Annotated in this window: 19 protein-coding genes and 1 riboswitch; of the genes, 10 read left to right on the forward strand and 9 right to left on the reverse strand. The window is 71.0% G+C overall.

Going from position 1 to position 15374, the window contains the following annotated elements:
• The first annotated feature begins 15 nt into the window (after nt 1-15).
• Nucleotides 16-444, forward strand: coding sequence for an ATP-binding protein (locus ACIRPT_RS03730; protein WP_403514545.1), 429 nt, complete (start codon nt 16-18; stop codon nt 442-444).
• A 24-nt stretch (nt 445-468) separates the two neighbouring features.
• Here the strand turns inward: ACIRPT_RS03730 and ACIRPT_RS03735 are convergent, their stop codons facing one another.
• On the reverse strand, nt 469-1386 hold the full coding sequence (locus ACIRPT_RS03735) for a LysR family transcriptional regulator (protein WP_403821627.1): 918 nt from the start codon (nt 1384-1386) through the stop codon (nt 469-471).
• An 88-nt stretch (nt 1387-1474) separates the two neighbouring features.
• Between ACIRPT_RS03735 and ACIRPT_RS03740 the strand changes: the two genes are divergently transcribed.
• Entirely contained in the window at nt 1475-2134 is a 660-nt protein-coding gene (locus tag ACIRPT_RS03740) for a LysE family translocator (RefSeq protein WP_403821630.1), read from the forward strand.
• 171 nt (nt 2135-2305) lie between these two features.
• Here the strand turns inward: ACIRPT_RS03740 and ACIRPT_RS03745 are convergent, their stop codons facing one another.
• The 3 genes from ACIRPT_RS03745 to ACIRPT_RS03755 form a co-directional block, all read right to left on the reverse strand.
• Nucleotides 2306-2779 carry a C40 family peptidase gene (locus ACIRPT_RS03745; RefSeq protein ID WP_403514554.1) on the reverse strand — a complete coding sequence of 158 codons (474 nt, stop codon included), beginning with the start codon at nt 2777-2779 and terminating at the stop codon, nt 2306-2308.
• Between the two features lie 3 nt (nt 2780-2782).
• Nucleotides 2783-2983, reverse strand: a riboswitch (cyclic di-AMP (ydaO/yuaA leader).
• 279 nt (nt 2984-3262) lie between these two features.
• A complete protein-coding gene (locus ACIRPT_RS03750) occupies nt 3263-3571 on the reverse strand; it encodes a hypothetical protein (protein WP_403514557.1) in 309 nt (102 codons plus the stop codon).
• A gap of 6 nt (nt 3572-3577) precedes the next feature.
• Nucleotides 3578-4213, reverse strand: coding sequence for an ATP-dependent Clp protease proteolytic subunit (locus ACIRPT_RS03755; protein ID WP_403821634.1), 636 nt, complete (start codon nt 4211-4213; stop codon nt 3578-3580).
• A gap of 62 nt (nt 4214-4275) precedes the next feature.
• On the opposite strand from ACIRPT_RS03755, the gene ACIRPT_RS03760 reads away from it, so the two are divergent.
• On the forward strand, nt 4276-4590 hold the full coding sequence (locus ACIRPT_RS03760; protein WP_403514563.1) for a type II toxin-antitoxin system Phd/YefM family antitoxin: 315 nt from the start codon (nt 4276-4278) through the stop codon (nt 4588-4590).
• 39 nt (nt 4591-4629) lie between these two features.
• On the opposite strand, the gene ACIRPT_RS03765 is transcribed toward ACIRPT_RS03760, so the two are convergent.
• On the reverse strand, nt 4630-5571 hold the full coding sequence (locus tag ACIRPT_RS03765) for a M28 family metallopeptidase (protein WP_403514566.1): 942 nt from the start codon (nt 5569-5571) through the stop codon (nt 4630-4632).
• Between the two features lie 534 nt (nt 5572-6105).
• On the opposite strand from ACIRPT_RS03765, the gene ACIRPT_RS03770 reads away from it, so the two are divergent.
• The 6 genes from ACIRPT_RS03770 (at nt 6106) to ACIRPT_RS03795 (ending at nt 10746) form a co-directional block, all read left to right on the forward strand.
• Entirely contained in the window at nt 6106-6408 is a 303-nt protein-coding gene (locus ACIRPT_RS03770; RefSeq protein WP_360957481.1) for an urease subunit gamma, read from the forward strand.
• A gap of 17 nt (nt 6409-6425) precedes the next feature.
• Nucleotides 6426-6737 carry an urease subunit beta gene (locus tag ACIRPT_RS03775; protein ID WP_403514569.1) on the forward strand — a complete coding sequence of 104 codons (312 nt, stop codon included), beginning with the start codon at nt 6426-6428 and terminating at the stop codon, nt 6735-6737.
• Nucleotides 6730-8451 (forward strand): urease subunit alpha, encoded by a 1722-nt coding sequence (locus tag ACIRPT_RS03780; RefSeq protein WP_403821641.1) that lies wholly within the window; start codon nt 6730-6732, stop codon nt 8449-8451. Before ACIRPT_RS03775 ends, ACIRPT_RS03780 begins: the two co-directional genes overlap by 8 nt.
• A gap of 32 nt (nt 8452-8483) precedes the next feature.
• Nucleotides 8484-9158 (forward strand): urease accessory protein UreF, encoded by a 675-nt coding sequence (locus tag ACIRPT_RS03785; protein ID WP_403821644.1) that lies wholly within the window; start codon nt 8484-8486, stop codon nt 9156-9158.
• 65 nt (nt 9159-9223) lie between these two features.
• Nucleotides 9224-9919 (forward strand): urease accessory protein UreG, encoded by a 696-nt coding sequence (gene ureG, locus ACIRPT_RS03790; protein ID WP_403821647.1) that lies wholly within the window; start codon nt 9224-9226, stop codon nt 9917-9919.
• Nucleotides 9916-10746: an urease accessory protein UreD gene (locus ACIRPT_RS03795; RefSeq protein WP_403821650.1), complete on the forward strand. Its 831-nt coding sequence runs from the start codon at nt 9916-9918 to the stop codon at nt 10744-10746. The genes ureG and ACIRPT_RS03795 overlap by 4 nt, the downstream gene beginning before the upstream one ends.
• Here ACIRPT_RS03795 and ACIRPT_RS03800 read toward each other — a convergent pair.
• The 4 genes from ACIRPT_RS03800 to ACIRPT_RS03815 all read right to left on the reverse strand — a co-directional run bounded on the left by ACIRPT_RS03800 (nt 10723) and on the right by ACIRPT_RS03815 (nt 12868).
• Entirely contained in the window at nt 10723-11097 is a 375-nt protein-coding gene (locus tag ACIRPT_RS03800) for a hypothetical protein (protein WP_403821653.1), read from the reverse strand. The genes ACIRPT_RS03795 and ACIRPT_RS03800 overlap by 24 nt on opposite strands.
• 26 nt (nt 11098-11123) lie before the next feature.
• Entirely contained in the window at nt 11124-11531 is a 408-nt protein-coding gene (locus ACIRPT_RS03805; protein ID WP_403821656.1) for a roadblock/LC7 domain-containing protein, read from the reverse strand.
• Between the two features lie 85 nt (nt 11532-11616).
• Nucleotides 11617-12471, reverse strand: coding sequence for a hypothetical protein (locus ACIRPT_RS03810; protein WP_403821659.1), 855 nt, complete (start codon nt 12469-12471; stop codon nt 11617-11619).
• Nucleotides 12472-12484: 13 nt separating this feature from the next.
• On the reverse strand, nt 12485-12868 hold the full coding sequence (locus ACIRPT_RS03815) for a hypothetical protein (protein WP_403514594.1): 384 nt from the start codon (nt 12866-12868) through the stop codon (nt 12485-12487).
• Nucleotides 12869-13695: 827 nt separating this feature from the next.
• On the opposite strand from ACIRPT_RS03815, the gene ACIRPT_RS03820 reads away from it, so the two are divergent.
• Complete coding sequence (locus ACIRPT_RS03820; protein WP_403821662.1) at nt 13696-15333, forward strand: alpha/beta hydrolase; 1638 nt, start codon at nt 13696-13698, stop codon at nt 15331-15333.
• The last annotated feature ends 41 nt before the right edge of the window (nt 15334-15374 follow it).

Below are 15374 nucleotides of genomic sequence, written 5' to 3' on the forward strand. Positions count from 1 at the left end.
AGGGACGGCGTCACGATGGCAGACCACCAGGAATCCTCACTCACCCTGCCGAGCGCCCCGGCCTCGGTATCCCTCGCCCGCAGGCATGTGCTCGAGGTGCTCGCCGCATGGGGCCTGCCCGCCGACACGGAGTACGCCGACGCCGTCCGCCTGATCGTCTCCGAGCTCGCCACCAACGCCGTCCAGCACACCTTCGGCCAGTCCCCGACCTTCACCGTCGCCCTCCGCCTCGACCGCGCGCAGCTGCTGCGGATCGGCGTCACCGACAGCCACCCGCGCCGGCCGCGGCGGCTGCCCGCCGCCGTCCAGCAGGACAACGGACGCGGCATGGTCATCATCCGCTCGCTCGCGGCGGAATCCGGCGGCCGGCTGAGCGTCGTGCCCACCGCGTGCGGCGGGAAGACCGTCAGCATCGCGATGCCGTGGACGGTCGGCGTCCGCTGACGCGCCGCAGGGGCGCGTCACCCGTCATGGCGCCCCGGACTTGCGGGTGAACGCGCCGTGCAGCAGGGCCCGCAGGGTGTCCGCGGCCGGGGTGCCGCCGCCCGCGCGGTAGGCAACGGAGATCGTGCGGTGCAGCTCGGGCGGATCCAGCGGGCGGATGCCCAGCGGGGTCACCGAACCGGTCGCCATCATCTGCGGCACCACCGCCACCCCGAGGCCGGCGCTCACCAGGGCACACACCACCCCGTAGCCCGGTGACTCGCAGCGCACGGCCACGCTCGCCCCCGCGGCCGCCAGCGCCGCCTCCACCGCGCGCCGGTTGGGATTGGCCGGCGCCATGCTGACCAGCGGCTGCCCGGCCAGCTCCGACAGCGCCAGCCGCCCGCTGCCCGCCGACAGCGCATGCCCGGGGGCCGTGACCAGCACCAGCTCCTCGGTCAGCAGCGGCGCCAGCCGCACCCCGTCCGGCACCGGCACCGCCTCGCCCGGCACATACTCATGCGTCAGCGCCAGATCCACCTCGCCGAGCGCCACCGCCGTCATCTCCTGAGGTGGTACGAACTCCGTCACGCTCAGCTCCACATCCGGGTGGGCCCGCCGGAACGCGCTCAGCGCGGGCGGCAGCAGATGCGTACCGGCCGTCTCGAACGTGCCCACCCGCAGCCGGCCGCCCGACAGCCCCGCCAGCCGGGACAGCTCGTGCCGCGCCAGGTCCAGCTCGTCCAGCACCCGCCGGGCCCGTACGAGCAGCAGCTCACCGGCCGCCGTCAGCCGGGCGCCGCGGTGGTGGCGCACCAGCAGCGCCGTCCCCGTCTCCCGCTCCAGCTTGGTGAGCTGCTGGGAGAGCGCGGGCGCGGTGTAGCCGAGCCGCTCGGCGGCCCGGGTGATCGAGCCGGCCTCCGCCACGGCCACCAGGGCGGCCAGCCGCGTGGGGTCGTACACAGAGACCCGCCTCCCTTAAGAACCTCTTCAGGCTGACCCAGGAGATTGCCAATACCTATTAAAGGCTCCGACGGGCGATGCTGCTGTCATGGACGGACATCTGATGGCTTTCACCGGCATCGCCGCGGGCATGGTCGCCATGCCGGGCGCGGACTTCGCGGTCGTGGTGCGCAACGCACTCGCCTCGCGCCGGGCGGGGGTGGCGACCGCCTTCGGGGTCGCGGGCGGACTGCTCGTGCACACCGCGCTGGCGGTGGCCGGGCTGGCGGCGGTGCTGGTGGCCGTGCCCGCGCTGTTCGAGACCGTCCAACTCCTGGGCGGTGCCTATCTGTTGTATCTCGGCGCCCGTGCACTGATCGCGGTCGCCCGCCGCCCTGCGGCCGACCGGCAGGCGGCCGGCGCGCAGGGCGGGGCCCCCGGTCCGCACCCGACGGCCGGCCCCGGCACCGCGCCATATCTGCGCCAGGGCTTCTTCACCAATGCGCTCAACCCCAAGGCCCCCGTTCTCTTCCTCAGCCTGCTGCCGCAGTTCGTCCCGGCGGGGCAGCCCGCGCTGCCCCGGACCCTGCTGCTGGCGGCCATCGTCGTCGGCATGGCGGCGGTGTGGTTTCCCGCCGTGGCGCTGCTCGTCGACCGGCTCGGCGCCTGGCTGCGCCGTCCGCGGGTGTCCCGCGCCCTGGAGGCCACCACGGGAGCGCTGCTGACCGCCCTGGGCGGCATTCTGCTCGCCGAGCTGGTCCTCACCTGAGCCGCCGGGGCCGGCGTGAGCCCCCGGCGCGGGCGGCGCGGTTACCGGACCGGCGGCGGGCGGGAAGCTCCCGCACGCCGCCGCCATCAATGGCTCGCTCAGTTCGCCGGTCACTTCGCCAACGTACCCAAGGCCACTGACAATTGACCGTGACCTGCCGATCGCCGCAGGTCAGCCCACCCGCCCGTACCAGACGGCGGAGCTCCAGATCCTCTCCAGCCGGACCACCGCTCCCTCCTTCGGCGCATGCCAGATCCGGCCGCTGCCCGCGTAGATGCCGACGTGGTACACGCCGCGGCCGCCATGGAAGAAGACCAGATCGCCGCTTCTGCGCGCCGCTCGGGTGACATGGCTGGTGTCGTTGTACTGCGCGGCCGCGGTCCGTGGCAGCGCCTTGCCCGCGTGCTTGAACGAGTACCTAGTCAGCCCCGAACAGTCGAAGCGGTGTGGGCCTTGGGCGCCCCACTGGTAGGGGGAGCCCCGCTTCGAGGCGGCGATCCGCAGGGCCTTCGAGGAGACGGCGGCCGCCTCGGCGTCGGCGGTCGCTCCTGGCGCCACAGTGGTGCCCGTGATCGTGACCATCGTGAGGGCGGAAACGGTGCCGGCGCGTGCCAGCAGATGCGGCAGATGTCCACGCATGCTCATGCGCAACCCTTCGTCAGCCGCCTGCGAAGGGGGACCTGTCGGGTTCGGGCAGGCGAAGAGTGCCCGGCCGTGCGTACGGCTTCACCCCAAGGAGCCCTCGGCCACGAGTGCCGGGGCCCCGTCGTGCTCGGGTCCTCCGCTCCTGCCGATCCAACCGCGTCGACCTGACATCCGGACGGCGGCAGGATTAGGCGTCCGCCCGGACCGCCCCGTCGCGGTGGCGGGGCCTTGTCGTGGAGGGATCTTCACGCCGCCACCGCCCGAAATCCGGTAAGAAATGCGCTGCGTGACATTGGTCACATTTACACCGAATGGTGACTTATGTCGGTTTTCACGAGGTGGAGTCGGCGGAGGGTGAGCCCGGGACCAGGGGTGACGCGTCAACTGCCGCGTGACAACCGGGTGCGCTCTGCAAATCGTCGACTCCCTGTAACGAGCGCGTCTGTTACGCCGTACGGGCTCCTCGGCCGGGCGCGTGTCGGATCACGGCTCGGGCTGCGGCGGTACCGCGACCAGCCGGGCCCGGCGTTCGCCGTCCAGGACCCGCAGCGCCCGCGTCAGCGTCCCGGAATGCAGCTCGCTCTCGCCGCGCTGATGCATCAGCGCCAGCGCGTCGCGCAGTCCGGCCGCCTTGCCGACCAGTGCCTGAGCCGCGCGCAGGCCGCTGTAAGTGCCGTTTCCGCGCGCCGGATTGATCCGGCCCAACAGGTCCAGTACCTCCAAGTACCGGTCGATCACTTCACCCTCGGCCCGGGTCAGCGCGGGCAGCGGCGGCAGCTCCGGTGGCAGCACCTGAGTTCACCGCGCGCCGAGCTGGGCGGCCGGCTGCTTGCGGCCGCGGGTGAGGCCGTCGATCAGGCCGTACTCCTGGGCGCCGTGGGCGTCGAAGATCTTGTCGCGCTCGATGTCCCTGGCGATCAGTTCGCGCGGCTGTCCGGTGTGCAGGGCCAGCAGCTCCTCCAGTTTGTCGCGGGTGCGCAGCAGTTCCGTCGCCTGGATCTGCAGATCGGAGGCCTGGCCCTCGATCGGCTCGGGCAGTGACGGCTGGTGGATGAGGATGCGGGCGCTCGGCAGGGCCATCCGCTTGCCCGGCGTGCCGGCGGCCAGCAGCACCGCGGCCGCGGAGGCGGCCTGCCCCAGGCACACCGTCGCGATGTCGCAGGAGACGAACCGCATCGTGTCGTAGATCGCGGTCATCGCGGTGAAGGAGCCGCCGGGGGAGTTGATGTAGAGCGAGATGTCCTGGTCCGGAGCGGCGTGTTCCAGGTGGATGAGCTGCGCCATCACGTCGTTGGCGGAGGTGTCGTCGACCGTGGTGCCCAGGAAGATGATGCGCTCGCTCAGCAGCTTGGAGTACGGGTCCAGGGTGCGCACGCCGTCGGTGGTGCGCTCGGTGAACTCCGGCAGGACATAGCGGGCCGTCGGTCGCAGCATGACTGCTCCTTCTGCTTCTCTGTAAAAAATGTACAGGATGTACATCCCGTTAGAATGGCAGCATGGCCTACGAAATTCCGGTGACGCAAGCCCGGGCCGAGCTCGCGGATCTGATCAACCGCGTCGTCTACGGCAGTGAGCGCGTGGTCGTCACCCGCCACGGAAAGCCCCTGGTGGCGCTGGTGTCCGCCGCTGACCTGCAGCTACTCGAAGAGCTGGGGCGGCGTGAGGAGGGCGCCGAGGAGGAGCAGGTGATCAGCACGGTCTCCTCCGTGCGGCACCTGCCGTCCGCTCCGGGCGAACGACGGCGCTTCGGTATCGCGGCAGAACACCGCGACCCGGCCGCCGGGGATCGGCGACCGGGTCGGGAGAAGTGACGGTTCAGCCGACGCTGACCGTACGGGGGAACGGGTGGCTCAGGAGCTGAGCTCCCAGATGGCGTGGGCGATGGCGTCGCTGTTGTTGTCCAGCGCCTTCTCGTCGAGGTTCTTCGACGTGTCGCAGGACTGGTGGTAGCAGGCGTCGAACGCCTTGCCCGCCTCGCCGCCCCAGTTCTTCGCCTGCTCCTCGGTCTTGATGTAGTCGGCGCCCGAGAAGAGACCGCCGACCGGGATGCCCGCGTCCTTGAAGGAGGCGTGGTCGGAGCGGCCGTCGCCCTCGGTCTCCTTCTCGGTGGCGATCTTCTTGGTCGCGAAGAAGTCCTTGAAGACCTTCTCCAGGCGGGTGTCGTCGTCGTAGACGAAGTAGCCCGGGTTCGGCGAACCGATCATGTCGAAGTTCAGATACGAGTCGATCTTCGACTTGTCGGCGCCGAGCTTGTCGACGTAGGCCTGCGAGCCGACCATGCCGTCCTCTTCGTCGCCGAACCAGGCGAACCGCAGGTGCTTGGTGGGCTTGAGGTCCGACTTGGCGACGGCGAGGGCGACCTCGAGGATGCCGGCCGAACCGGAGCCGTTGTCGTTGATGCCGGGGCCCGCGTCGACCGAGTCCAGGTGGGCGCCGGCCATCACGGTCTTGCCCTCGTCGCCGCCCTTCCAGTCGGCGATGAGGTTGTAGCCCTTGGCGCCGTTGTTGTCGAACTCCTGGACCTGGGTGGTGAATCCGGCCTGGTCCAGCTTGCCCTTGACGAAGTCGATGGACGCCTTGTAGCCGGGCTGGCCGTGGGCGCGGTTGCCGCCGTTGGCGTCGGCGATCGACTGGAGCTGGTCCAGATCGGCCTTGACGGCCTTGACGTCGATGTCCGGGGCGGCGGTCGGCGCGGGGTCGGCGTAGGCACCGGCCGCGGTGAAGAGCGTGGCGGCGAGAGCGGTGGCGGCGCCCGTGGCCAGCGCGGCCCGGCGTATTCGTGAACGGGTCACAGTATGGCTCCTGGTGTGGGGGGATGATGCGGAGCGTTTTGACGCGCACATGAGGATCGCGATCACCCGCCGAACCGTCAAGAGCGGATACCGGACAGTCGTGTTCGGGGAGCGGAATGCGTCCGCTTTAGGGGAGTTGATGGCCATTAGGGGCGGCGTGCCCCACCGGCCCAGTGGCGTCGGGTGACGCTTTCGGGGTACGGAATTCGCCACCCCTGACCGCCCCTCGGCGCCCCTCGGTCGGGGGGTGCGGGGTGCGCGGGCGGTGCCGGGAATCCGGTTGGGGCGCCGTGACGGGCGGCATTTCCGGTGTGTTACCTCGCGCCAGGAGAATCGGCGCGAACGTGACGCCGCGTGTAACGCCGCCGAAATCCCGCCGAACTAGCCTCCCGGTCTGAGGCCCTTGATGGTCAAGTGCTGGAAGTCGGTTTGCTCCGCCTTTAATTACTGCGTGGTACATCTAAGGTCACAGGTGTGTCCACGCCTGTGACCTGGGCAAATGCGTCCAGGCGGGAAGACTGTGAGGTGGAAGGTATGCAACTGACCCCGCATGAACAAGAACGCTTGATGATTCATGTGGCGGCAGACGTGGCCGAAAAGCGACGGTCGAGGGGGTTGAAGCTCAACCACCCGGAATCCATCGCGCTGCTCACCGTGCACATCCTCGAGGGCGCCCGTGACGGCCGTACGGTCGCCGAGCTGATGTCCTCCGGGCGCAAGGTGCTCACCCGCGACGAGGTCATGGAGGGCGTGCCCGAAATGATCCACGACGTCCAGGTCGAGGCCACCTTCCCCGACGGCACCAAACTCGTCACCGTTCACGAACCCATCAACTGACCACGGGAGAGCAGACGATGATCCCGGGACAGATCCTCTACGCCGACGAGCCGGTGCGCCTCAACGAAGGCCTCCCCCTCACGCGCATGACCGTCCTCAACGCCGCCGACCGCCCCGTCCAGGTCGGTTCCCACTACCACTTCGCCGAGGCCAATCCCGGCCTCGACTTCGACCGCGCGGCCGCGCACGGCATGCGGCTGAACGTCGCGGCCGGCTCCGCCGTCCGCTTTGAACCGGGCATCCCCACCGAGATCGAACTCGTCCCCATCGGGGGCAAGCGGATCGTCGCCGGGCTGCGCGGCGAGACCGGAGGCACCCTCGATGGCTGAGCTGACCCGCCAGGCGTACGCCGATCTCTTCGGCCCCACCGCCGGCGACCGTCTCAGGCTCGCCGACACCGACCTGGTCATCGAGATCACCGAGGACCGCTCCGGCGGGCCCGGCCGGGCCGGCGACGAGGCCGTTTTCGGCGGCGGCAAGGTGATCCGCGAGTCCATGGGCCAGTCGCGCGCCACCCGCGCCGAGGGCACCCCCGACACCGTGATCACCGGCGCCGTCGTCCTCGACCACTGGGGCATCGTCAAGGCCGACGTCGGCATACGGGACGGAAAGATCACCGCGCTCGGCAAGGCCGGCAACCCCGACACCATGGACGGCGTCCACCCCGACCTCGTCATCGGCCCCGAGACCGAGATCATCGCGGGCAACGGCAAGATCCTCACCGCCGGCGCCATCGACACCCACGTCCACTTCATCTGCCCCCAGCAGGTGGACGAGGCGCTGGCCTCCGGCGTCACCACCCTCGTCGGCGGCGGCACCGGACCCGCCGAGGGCAGCAAGGCCACCACCATCACGCCCGGCGCCTGGCACGTTGCCCGGATGTTCGAGTCGATGGACTCCCTCCCCGTCAACGTCGGACTGCTCGGCAAGGGCAACACCACCTCCCTCGCCTCGATGCGCGACCAGCTGCGGGCCGGCATCCTCGGCTTCAAGATCCACGAGGACTGGGGCGCCACGCCCGCCGTCCTCGACGCCTGTCTGCGCGTCTGCGAGGAGAGCGGCGCCCAGCTCGCGATCCACACCGACACCCTCAACGAGGCCGGATTCCTCGGCGACACCCTCGCCGCCATCGCCGGCCGCTCGATCCACGCGTTCCACGTCGAAGGCGCCGGTGGCGGCCACGCCCCCGACATGATCGCGATGGTCTCCGAGCCGAATGTGCTGCCCGCGTCCACCAACCCCACGCGGCCGCACACCGTCAACACCGTCGAGGAACACCTCGACATGCTGATGGTCTGCCACCACCTCAACCCCGCCGTCCCCGAGGACCTCGCCTTCGCCGAGTCCCGGATCCGGCCCTCCACCATCGCCGCCGAGGACATCCTGCACGACCTCGGCGCCATCTCGATCATGTCGTCCGACGCCCAGGCCATGGGCCGCATCGGCGAGGTCGTGATGCGTACGTGGCAGACCGCGCACGTCATGAAGCGGCGCCGGGGCAGCCTCCTCGGGGACGGCAGCGCCGACAACCACCGCGCCCGCCGCTATGTCGCGAAGTACACCATCAACGCGGCCATCGCCCAGGGCATCGACCACGTCGTCGGCTCGGTCGAGGACGGCAAGCTCGCCGACCTCGTCCTGTGGGACCCGGCGTTCTTCGGCGTCAAGCCGCAGCTGGTCATCAAGGGCGGCCAGATCGCCTATGCGCAGATGGGCGACGCCAACGCGTCCATCCCCACCCCGCAGCCGATCCTGCCCCGCCCGATGTTCGGCGCCACCGGCAGGGCCCCCGGCAGCAACTCCGTCAACTTCGTCTCCCAGCAGGCCCTCGAGGACGATCTCCCCGAGCGCCTCCCGCTGGCCAAGGCGTACGAGGCCATCCGCTCCACCCGCGGCGTCACCAAGGCAGACATGCGCAACAACGACGCGCTGCCCCGTGTCCAGGTCGATCCCGACACCTTCACGGTGACCATCGACGGCGAGGTGGTCGAACCCCACCCCGCCACCGAACTCCCCATGGCCCAGCGGTACTTCCTCTTCTGAACGGTCCTGATGAGCATCCCGGAGCACCACCGATGAGCCGCGCGGCGCTGCTCGTCCTCGCCGACGGCCGGTTCCCCGCCGGCGGGCACGCCCACTCGGGCGGCGCCGAACCGGCAGTCGCGGCGGGACGCATCAAGGACGCCGCCACCCTGGAGAGCTTCTGCCGGGGCCGGCTGCACACCGCCGGGCTGGTCGCCGCCGGGCTCGCCGCCGCGGCCGCGGCCGGCTGCGACCCGCTCCTCATGGACGACGCCGCCGACGCCCGTACGCCCGTACCGGCGCTGCGCCAGGTCGCCCGGCGGCTCGGCCGGCAGATGATGCGGGCCGCCCGCGCCACCTGGCCCGGCCCCGAACTCGACGCGCTCGCCGCGGCGCGCCCGCGCGGCGCCCACCAGCCCGTCGTCCTCGGCCTCGCCGCCCGGTCCGCGGGCCTGGACCCGCTCGACGCCGCCTACGCCGTCGCGTACGAGAACATCAGCGGCCCGGCCACCGCCGCCGTCCGGCTGCTGAGCCTGGACCCCTTCGACGCCACCGCCGTCCTCGCCCGCCTCGCCGCCGACCTCGACCGGGTCGCGCAGCGGGGCGCCGAGGCGGCGGCCCGGGTCGCCACCGAGGGAGTCGACGCGCTGCCCGCCGCCTCCGCGCCGCTGCTCGACATCACTGCCGAACAGCACGCCGCCTGGCCGGTACGGCTCTTCGCGTCCTGACCCGCGCCCACCTCCCCCGACCACCGAGCCGCACCCCTGCGGCTCCTGAACCACCGGAGTCCCTCGTGCACCTCGACCACAAGGACACCTTCCCCGAACGCCACACCTACAGTGCGGCCGACCCCGTGCGGACCGACGGGCGGCGGCGTGCCCTGCGCATCGGCCTCGGCGGCCCGGTCGGCACCGGCAAGACCGCCACCGTCGCCGCGCTGTGCCGTGCGCTGCGCGACGAGCTGTCCATCGCTGTCGTCACCAACGACATCTACACCCGCGAGGACGCCGAATTCCTGCTCCGCGAGGCCGTGCTGCCCCCCGAGCGCATCGCGGCCGTCGAGACCGGCGCCTGCCCGCACACCGCCATCCGCGACGACATCTCCGCCAACCTGGAGGCGGTGGAGGACCTGGAGGACGCGGTCGGCCCACTGGACCTGGTGCTCGTCGAATCCGGCGGCGACAACCTCACCGCCACCTTCTCCAAGGGCCTGGTCGACGCCCAGATCTTCGTCATCGACGTCGCGGGCGGCGACGACATCCCCCGTAAGGGCGGCCCCGGCGTCACCAACTCCGACCTCCTGGTCATCAACAAGACCGACCTCGCGCCGTACGTGGGCGTCGACCTCGAGGGCATGGCCCGCGATGCCAAGGCGCAGCGCGGTGAACTCCCCGTCGCCTTCACCGCCCTGAAGTCGGAGGACGGCGTCCGGCCCGTCTCCGACTGGGTCCGTCACCAGCTGGCGCACTGGACCGCGGGCGCCGCATGAGCCTCGCCGTCCCCGCACCCGCCCGCCCGCAGGACGGCCCCTCGGCGGCCGGCCTGCGGGCCACCGCCCGTATCGTCGCCCGCGCCGACGCCGGGGGAGGCACCACCCGCCTCCCGGTCCTCGACGGCGCCGGACCGTTCGCGCTGCGCCGGATCCGCTCGGGGGCCCATCAGGCCCGGGTGTGTGTCGTCGGTGCCATGAGCGCTCCGCTCGGCGGCGACCGATTGGGCATCGAGGCGGTGGCCGAGGAGGGCGCGGCCCTGCACATCACGGCCGCCGCGGCCACCGTCGCGCTGCCGGGGCGGGGCGGCGAACACGCCACGTTCGACGTGCGGCTGACGGTGGCCGACGGCGCCCGGCTGGACTGGCTCCCGGAACCACTGATCTCCGCCGAGAGCAGTGATCTCCGGATGACCACCACCGTCGAACTCGCCCCCACCGCCCGCCTCGTCCTGCGCGAAGAGCAGGTCCTGGGCCGCAGCGGCGAACGGCCCGGGACGCTCCGCAGCCGCCTCACGGTCCGCCGCGCGGGCCGCACCCTGCTGGACCAGGAGACGGCCTACGGGCCGGGCGTGCCCGGCTGGGACACCGCGGCCGTGCTGGGCGGTCACCGCGCCACCGGCCAACTGCTCGTGATCCGGCCCGAGTGGGACGAGAAGCCGGTCGACGTACAGCTCTTGGGGAACGCGGCCGACGGCACCGGCCAGGGCGTCCTCGCCCCGCTCGCCGGCCCCGCGGCCCTGGTCACGGCCGTCGCCCCGGACGCGCTGCGGCTGCGGCGCCTCCTGGACGAGGCCGCGCGGTCACACCTCCAGCTCGGCCTCTAGCCGGGCGAGGCGATGGCGCGCCAGCGCAAGATTGGCGCGCTTGCGGTCCAGTACCAGATAGAGGAAGAGCCCGGCGCCGTTCTTTCCCGTCACCGGACGGATCAGGTGGTACTGCGCGGTCAGCGTGATGAGCATGTCCTCGATGGCGCCCTGGAGTTCCAGCATTTCCATGGTGCGCAGCTTGGCGCGTACCACATCGGTATTGCCGGCCGCGGCGACATTGAGGTCCAGCGCATTGTTGTCGCCGAGCGTGGCGAGCGCCATTCCGCTGGTGTAGTCGACAAGGGCGACGCCGATGGCGCCCTCAATGCTCGCCATCGCATCGGTGAGGGCGGCTTCCATTTGTGCCATGGGAAATACAGACCTTTCGCGGTGAGTCAGCTGTGGTTCTTCGGTGCGCTGAGTGGCGCACGGTGGGAGTTGTCCATCAGGCTGCCGATACGGGCGGCCGTCCGGCGGGCCTGCAGATGCAGTCGGCCCACATTGGTGTCCGGGCCCGCCACGGCAGTCAGGACGGCGCGGCTGCCGGCCGAATAGGCCGCGATGTAGCCGCCGGTGCCCCGCGTGAGGGATTCCTCGAACGTGCCCTGCCCGGTAGCCTCGGTGAGGCGTTTGGCGACCCCGATGGCCGCGGCGGTGAGCGCGGCGAGGCCGTCCGGTTCGATATCCCGTAAATCGTGGGCGATGACCATGCCGTCGGCACTGGCCACCATTCCGCCCTGGAGATGCCGTACCTGATCACGCAGGGCGAGCAGTTCATCCCGTATATCGGGTTCGATCGTCATGAGTCTCCTGGTTCTTCGAATCCTTCTCTTCGCGGCACGCTTTCCGAGTACGTGCCTCATGGCCGGGTTTCGCGTGGGTAGGGGTTCACAGGTTTTCCTCCAGCGCCGTACGCAGTCGGACAAGGAGGGCAATATCCGGGTCGGCGGTCTCCAGCATGTCCGCAACCGGTAGTTGCCAGGTCGGCGAGGGGGCGTCCGCCGCGGGCCCGGTCCGGGCTGCCGTACGGGCCCCGGGGAGCCGCCGGGGGAGCGTCGCCGGTGCCGTGGGCACCCGGACGAGTCCGGCCGCGGCGAGGCGGCGGATGTCGAGCAACGTCATAAAGGCGGACTGGCCCAGCGCGCGGGCGAGCTCGTACGGCGTGTGCCGGCCGTCGGCGCGCTCCAGCAGCCGGCGCTGCCTTTCGGTGGGGGAGTGGCGGCCCGGCCGGGCCGGGATGACGGGGACGACGGGCGAGGCATCGACCGCCGCCCACGGGTCCAGCCGGTCGAGCAGCGCCCGGCGGCGGGCCGTCGCCTGCTGGAGGGCGGCGGCGCTGATCCCCCGTACGACACCCAGCCAGTGCGCGGTGCCGGGTGTGAACGAGGTGGTCTCCGGTGGCAGCGGCAGCGCGAAGAACGCGGCGTCGAGGAGCGCGCCCAGATGGCAGATCTCCAGCTCGCTCTGCGTCAACCACCCCTCACTGACGAGGAATTGGCCGCCTCGGTGTGCCGGCCCCGCGGTTTCGAGGGCATGTTGCCAGCAGTCCGCGGGCAGTCGCCCGGCCGCGCTGAGCCGGGCGTCGAGCCCGGGTGCCGTGGCGCCCTCGACGCAGTAGATGGCGCCGTCGCGGAGATAGAAGCAGCCGTTCGGGCCGCGCAGGGCGCCGGTGACGCGTTCCGCGGCGAACCGGTCGAGCAGCCCGCCGGACGCCACCGGGCGGGACGATATGGGCACGGTCATGTCGGCGTCGTCGTCAGGCCGCGACCAGCTCCGCCGCCAGATCGCGCAGCCGTAACCGTGCGATGGCCAGATTGGCCTGCTCGCGGTCCAGCCAGAGGTGGAGGTAGGTCTGGCTGTCGAAGGCGGTGTGCACAAACCGGATGAGGTGGTAGCTTCCCGCCGCCGTGATGATGAGGTCCTCCAGCTCCGGACCGCCGCCGCCCCCGGTGTCGAAGGTCGCGTTGCGCACCACCGCCTGGACCACTTCGGCGGTGTCCGCGGCGGCCGCCTCATGATCATCGTGCGGCGCCCGCCCGGCCGTGCCGAGTGTCAGCCCGCTGGTCCAGTCGATCAGCCCGGCCCCCAGAACGCCGGGGATCCCCATCGCTTGGGCCAACACCTGATCGATACCGGGCACTTCGGATCTCCTCCTGGACGGCTCGTACGGGCCGCGCAAAGCGAAAACGTGGAGGCTCTCCCTCGTGGCGGTGTGTGGGAGAGCCTGCACGGAAGGTTACTGAAGCCGGTGGGTCCGGCACATGCCTGAAGGACATGTGGGCGGCAATTGACGTGTTCTCGCCCCCCGACGGCCCGTTGTCTGCGACGAGTTGCCTGCGAACTGTTGCCTGCGCCCCGTCGTCCGGGGCCTGTTGGCCGAAATGTGTTGTCGGGAGCTCTGGCCGGGGCCCGCCGGGCGCGTCGTCGGCGCCGTCGCCACCGCCCGCGGATGCGGGATACGGCAGAAGCGGTGTGGGCCCTCGTACGCCGTCGTCCGCTACCCGCCATCCGGCCAAGGCGGCTCGCGAGCCGGGGAGGCCGAGGCCGCGGTACGCCCACCGCCGCAGCGGCTCGGGGGTGGCGAAGGCGCCGGGATCCGCCTCGCCGAAGGCTCTTTGAGGTCGAGCGGGGGTGGCCGGGGCTGGCCGGAAAGCCACCACCGTCCGAGCATCCGGACCGCTTCGGCCGGCTCGGCGTGGCTGCGCCACGCCTGCCCGACTCGCCGAAGGCGAAAGCCCGAACGACCGGGCGGCGGTCCCCGACCCCGGCAGGAATGCGGCAGGGCAGCGCAGACGAACTCCCGGTGTCGCGCGGGCAGCCGGCCGACAACCCCGCTAATCCTACGGATTGGTAAAGAAATGGTGGTCAAACCTGTTCAGGAGGGGACAGGAGACGACAGGATCCCTCTGTAGCAGCTCTGTGATCACCGTCGCCACAAGCGGCGCACCATGCAGGGGGATCCACCACGTGAGACGAACAGCAGCGCTCGGCGCTGCCGGCACTCTGGTGACCGGCACGCTCATTGCAGGCGCGATAGCCGCCACGCCCGCCAGCGCGGGCGAAACCCACAAGCCCGGATCGGCCGAAGCGCGCGGAGTCCAGACCGCCGCCGCGCGCGCAGCCAAGGCGGGCATCGACTGGAAGGACTGTCCTGCCGACTGGGGCCTGAAGGCTCCGATTCAGTGTGGCTATGTCACCGTCCCGGTCGACTACGCCAAGCCCAACGGCCGTACGATCAAGATCGCCGTCGACCGGGCCGTCAGCACCGGCGGCAAGGAGGAGCGGCAGGGCTCCCTCGTCTACAACCCCGGCGGTCCCGGCGGCTCGGGCATGAGGTTCCCGGCCCGCATCACCACCAAGAACCCGCTGTGGGCCAAGACCGCCAAGGCCTATGACTTCGTGGGCTTCGACCCGCGCGGTGTCGGCCACTCGGCGGCGATCTCCTGCATGGACCCGCAGGAGTTCGTCAAGGCCCCCAAGGCCGACCCGGTGCCCGACAGCGAGGCCGACAAGCTCGCGCAGCGCAAGCTCGCCAAGGAGTACGCCGACGGCTGCGCCGAGCGCAGCGACGGCCTCCTGCCGCATATGACGACGCCGAACACCGCCCGCGACCTGGACGTGATCCGCGCCGCGCTCGGTGAGAAGAAGCTCAACTACCTGGGCGTCTCCTACGGCACCTACCTCGGCGCCGTCTACGGGACGCTCTTCCCGGACCATGTCCGCCGGATGCTCGTCGACAGCGTCGTCAACCCCTCCCGCCAGAACGTCTGGTACCAGGCCAACCTCGACCAGGACGTGGCCTTCGAGACGCGCTGGGGCGACTGGAAGAAGTGGGTCGCCAAGAACGACGCGACCTACCACCTCGGCGACACCTCGAAGAAGGTGCAGGCGGCCTGGGAGAAGCTGCGCGCGACCGCCAAGAAGAACCCGATCGGCGGCGTCGTCGGCCCTGCCGAACTCACCGGCTTCTTCCAGAACGCGCCGTACTACGACTCCATGTGGGCCACGGTCGCCCAGGTCTGGAGCGCGTATGCCGCGGGCGACGAGAAGCCGCTGATCGAGAACGCCGCGCCCGACCTGACGGACAAGGCCGGCAATATCGCCTCCGAGAACGGCAACGCCGTCTACACGGCGGTCGAGTGCACCGACGCCAAGTGGCCGACCAGCTGGAAGAAGTGGGACCGCGACAACACGCGCATCCACCAGCAGGCGCCGTTCATGACCTGGTCCAACGCCTGGATGAACCTGCCCTGCGCCACCTGGCCCGCCAAGCAGCAGACCCCGGTCAACGTCAAGACCGGCAAGGGCCTGCCCAGCGTGCTGATCGTGCAGAGCACCCGTGACGCTGCCACGCCGTACGACGGCGCGGTCGAGCTGCACAAGCGGTTCGCGGGCTCCCGCATGATCACCGAGCGCGACGCCGGATCGCATGGCGTCACCGGCCTCGTCAACCCCTGCATCAACGACCGGGTCGACGCGTACTTCGTCGACGGCAAGATCGATGCCGAGGACGTGACGTGCGCCCCGCACGCCACGCCGCAGCCGGCCAAGCAGACGGCGAAGGCCACCACGAAGGGCGCCTCCGACCTGCCGGTCGCTCCCTGACACGCCTTTTTCCCTCACGTCTGGGAGAACACCGCGGGTGG

This window comes from Streptomyces sp. NPDC101227 (assembly GCF_044767545.1).
GTDB lineage: Bacteria > Actinomycetota > Actinomycetes > Streptomycetales > Streptomycetaceae > Streptomyces.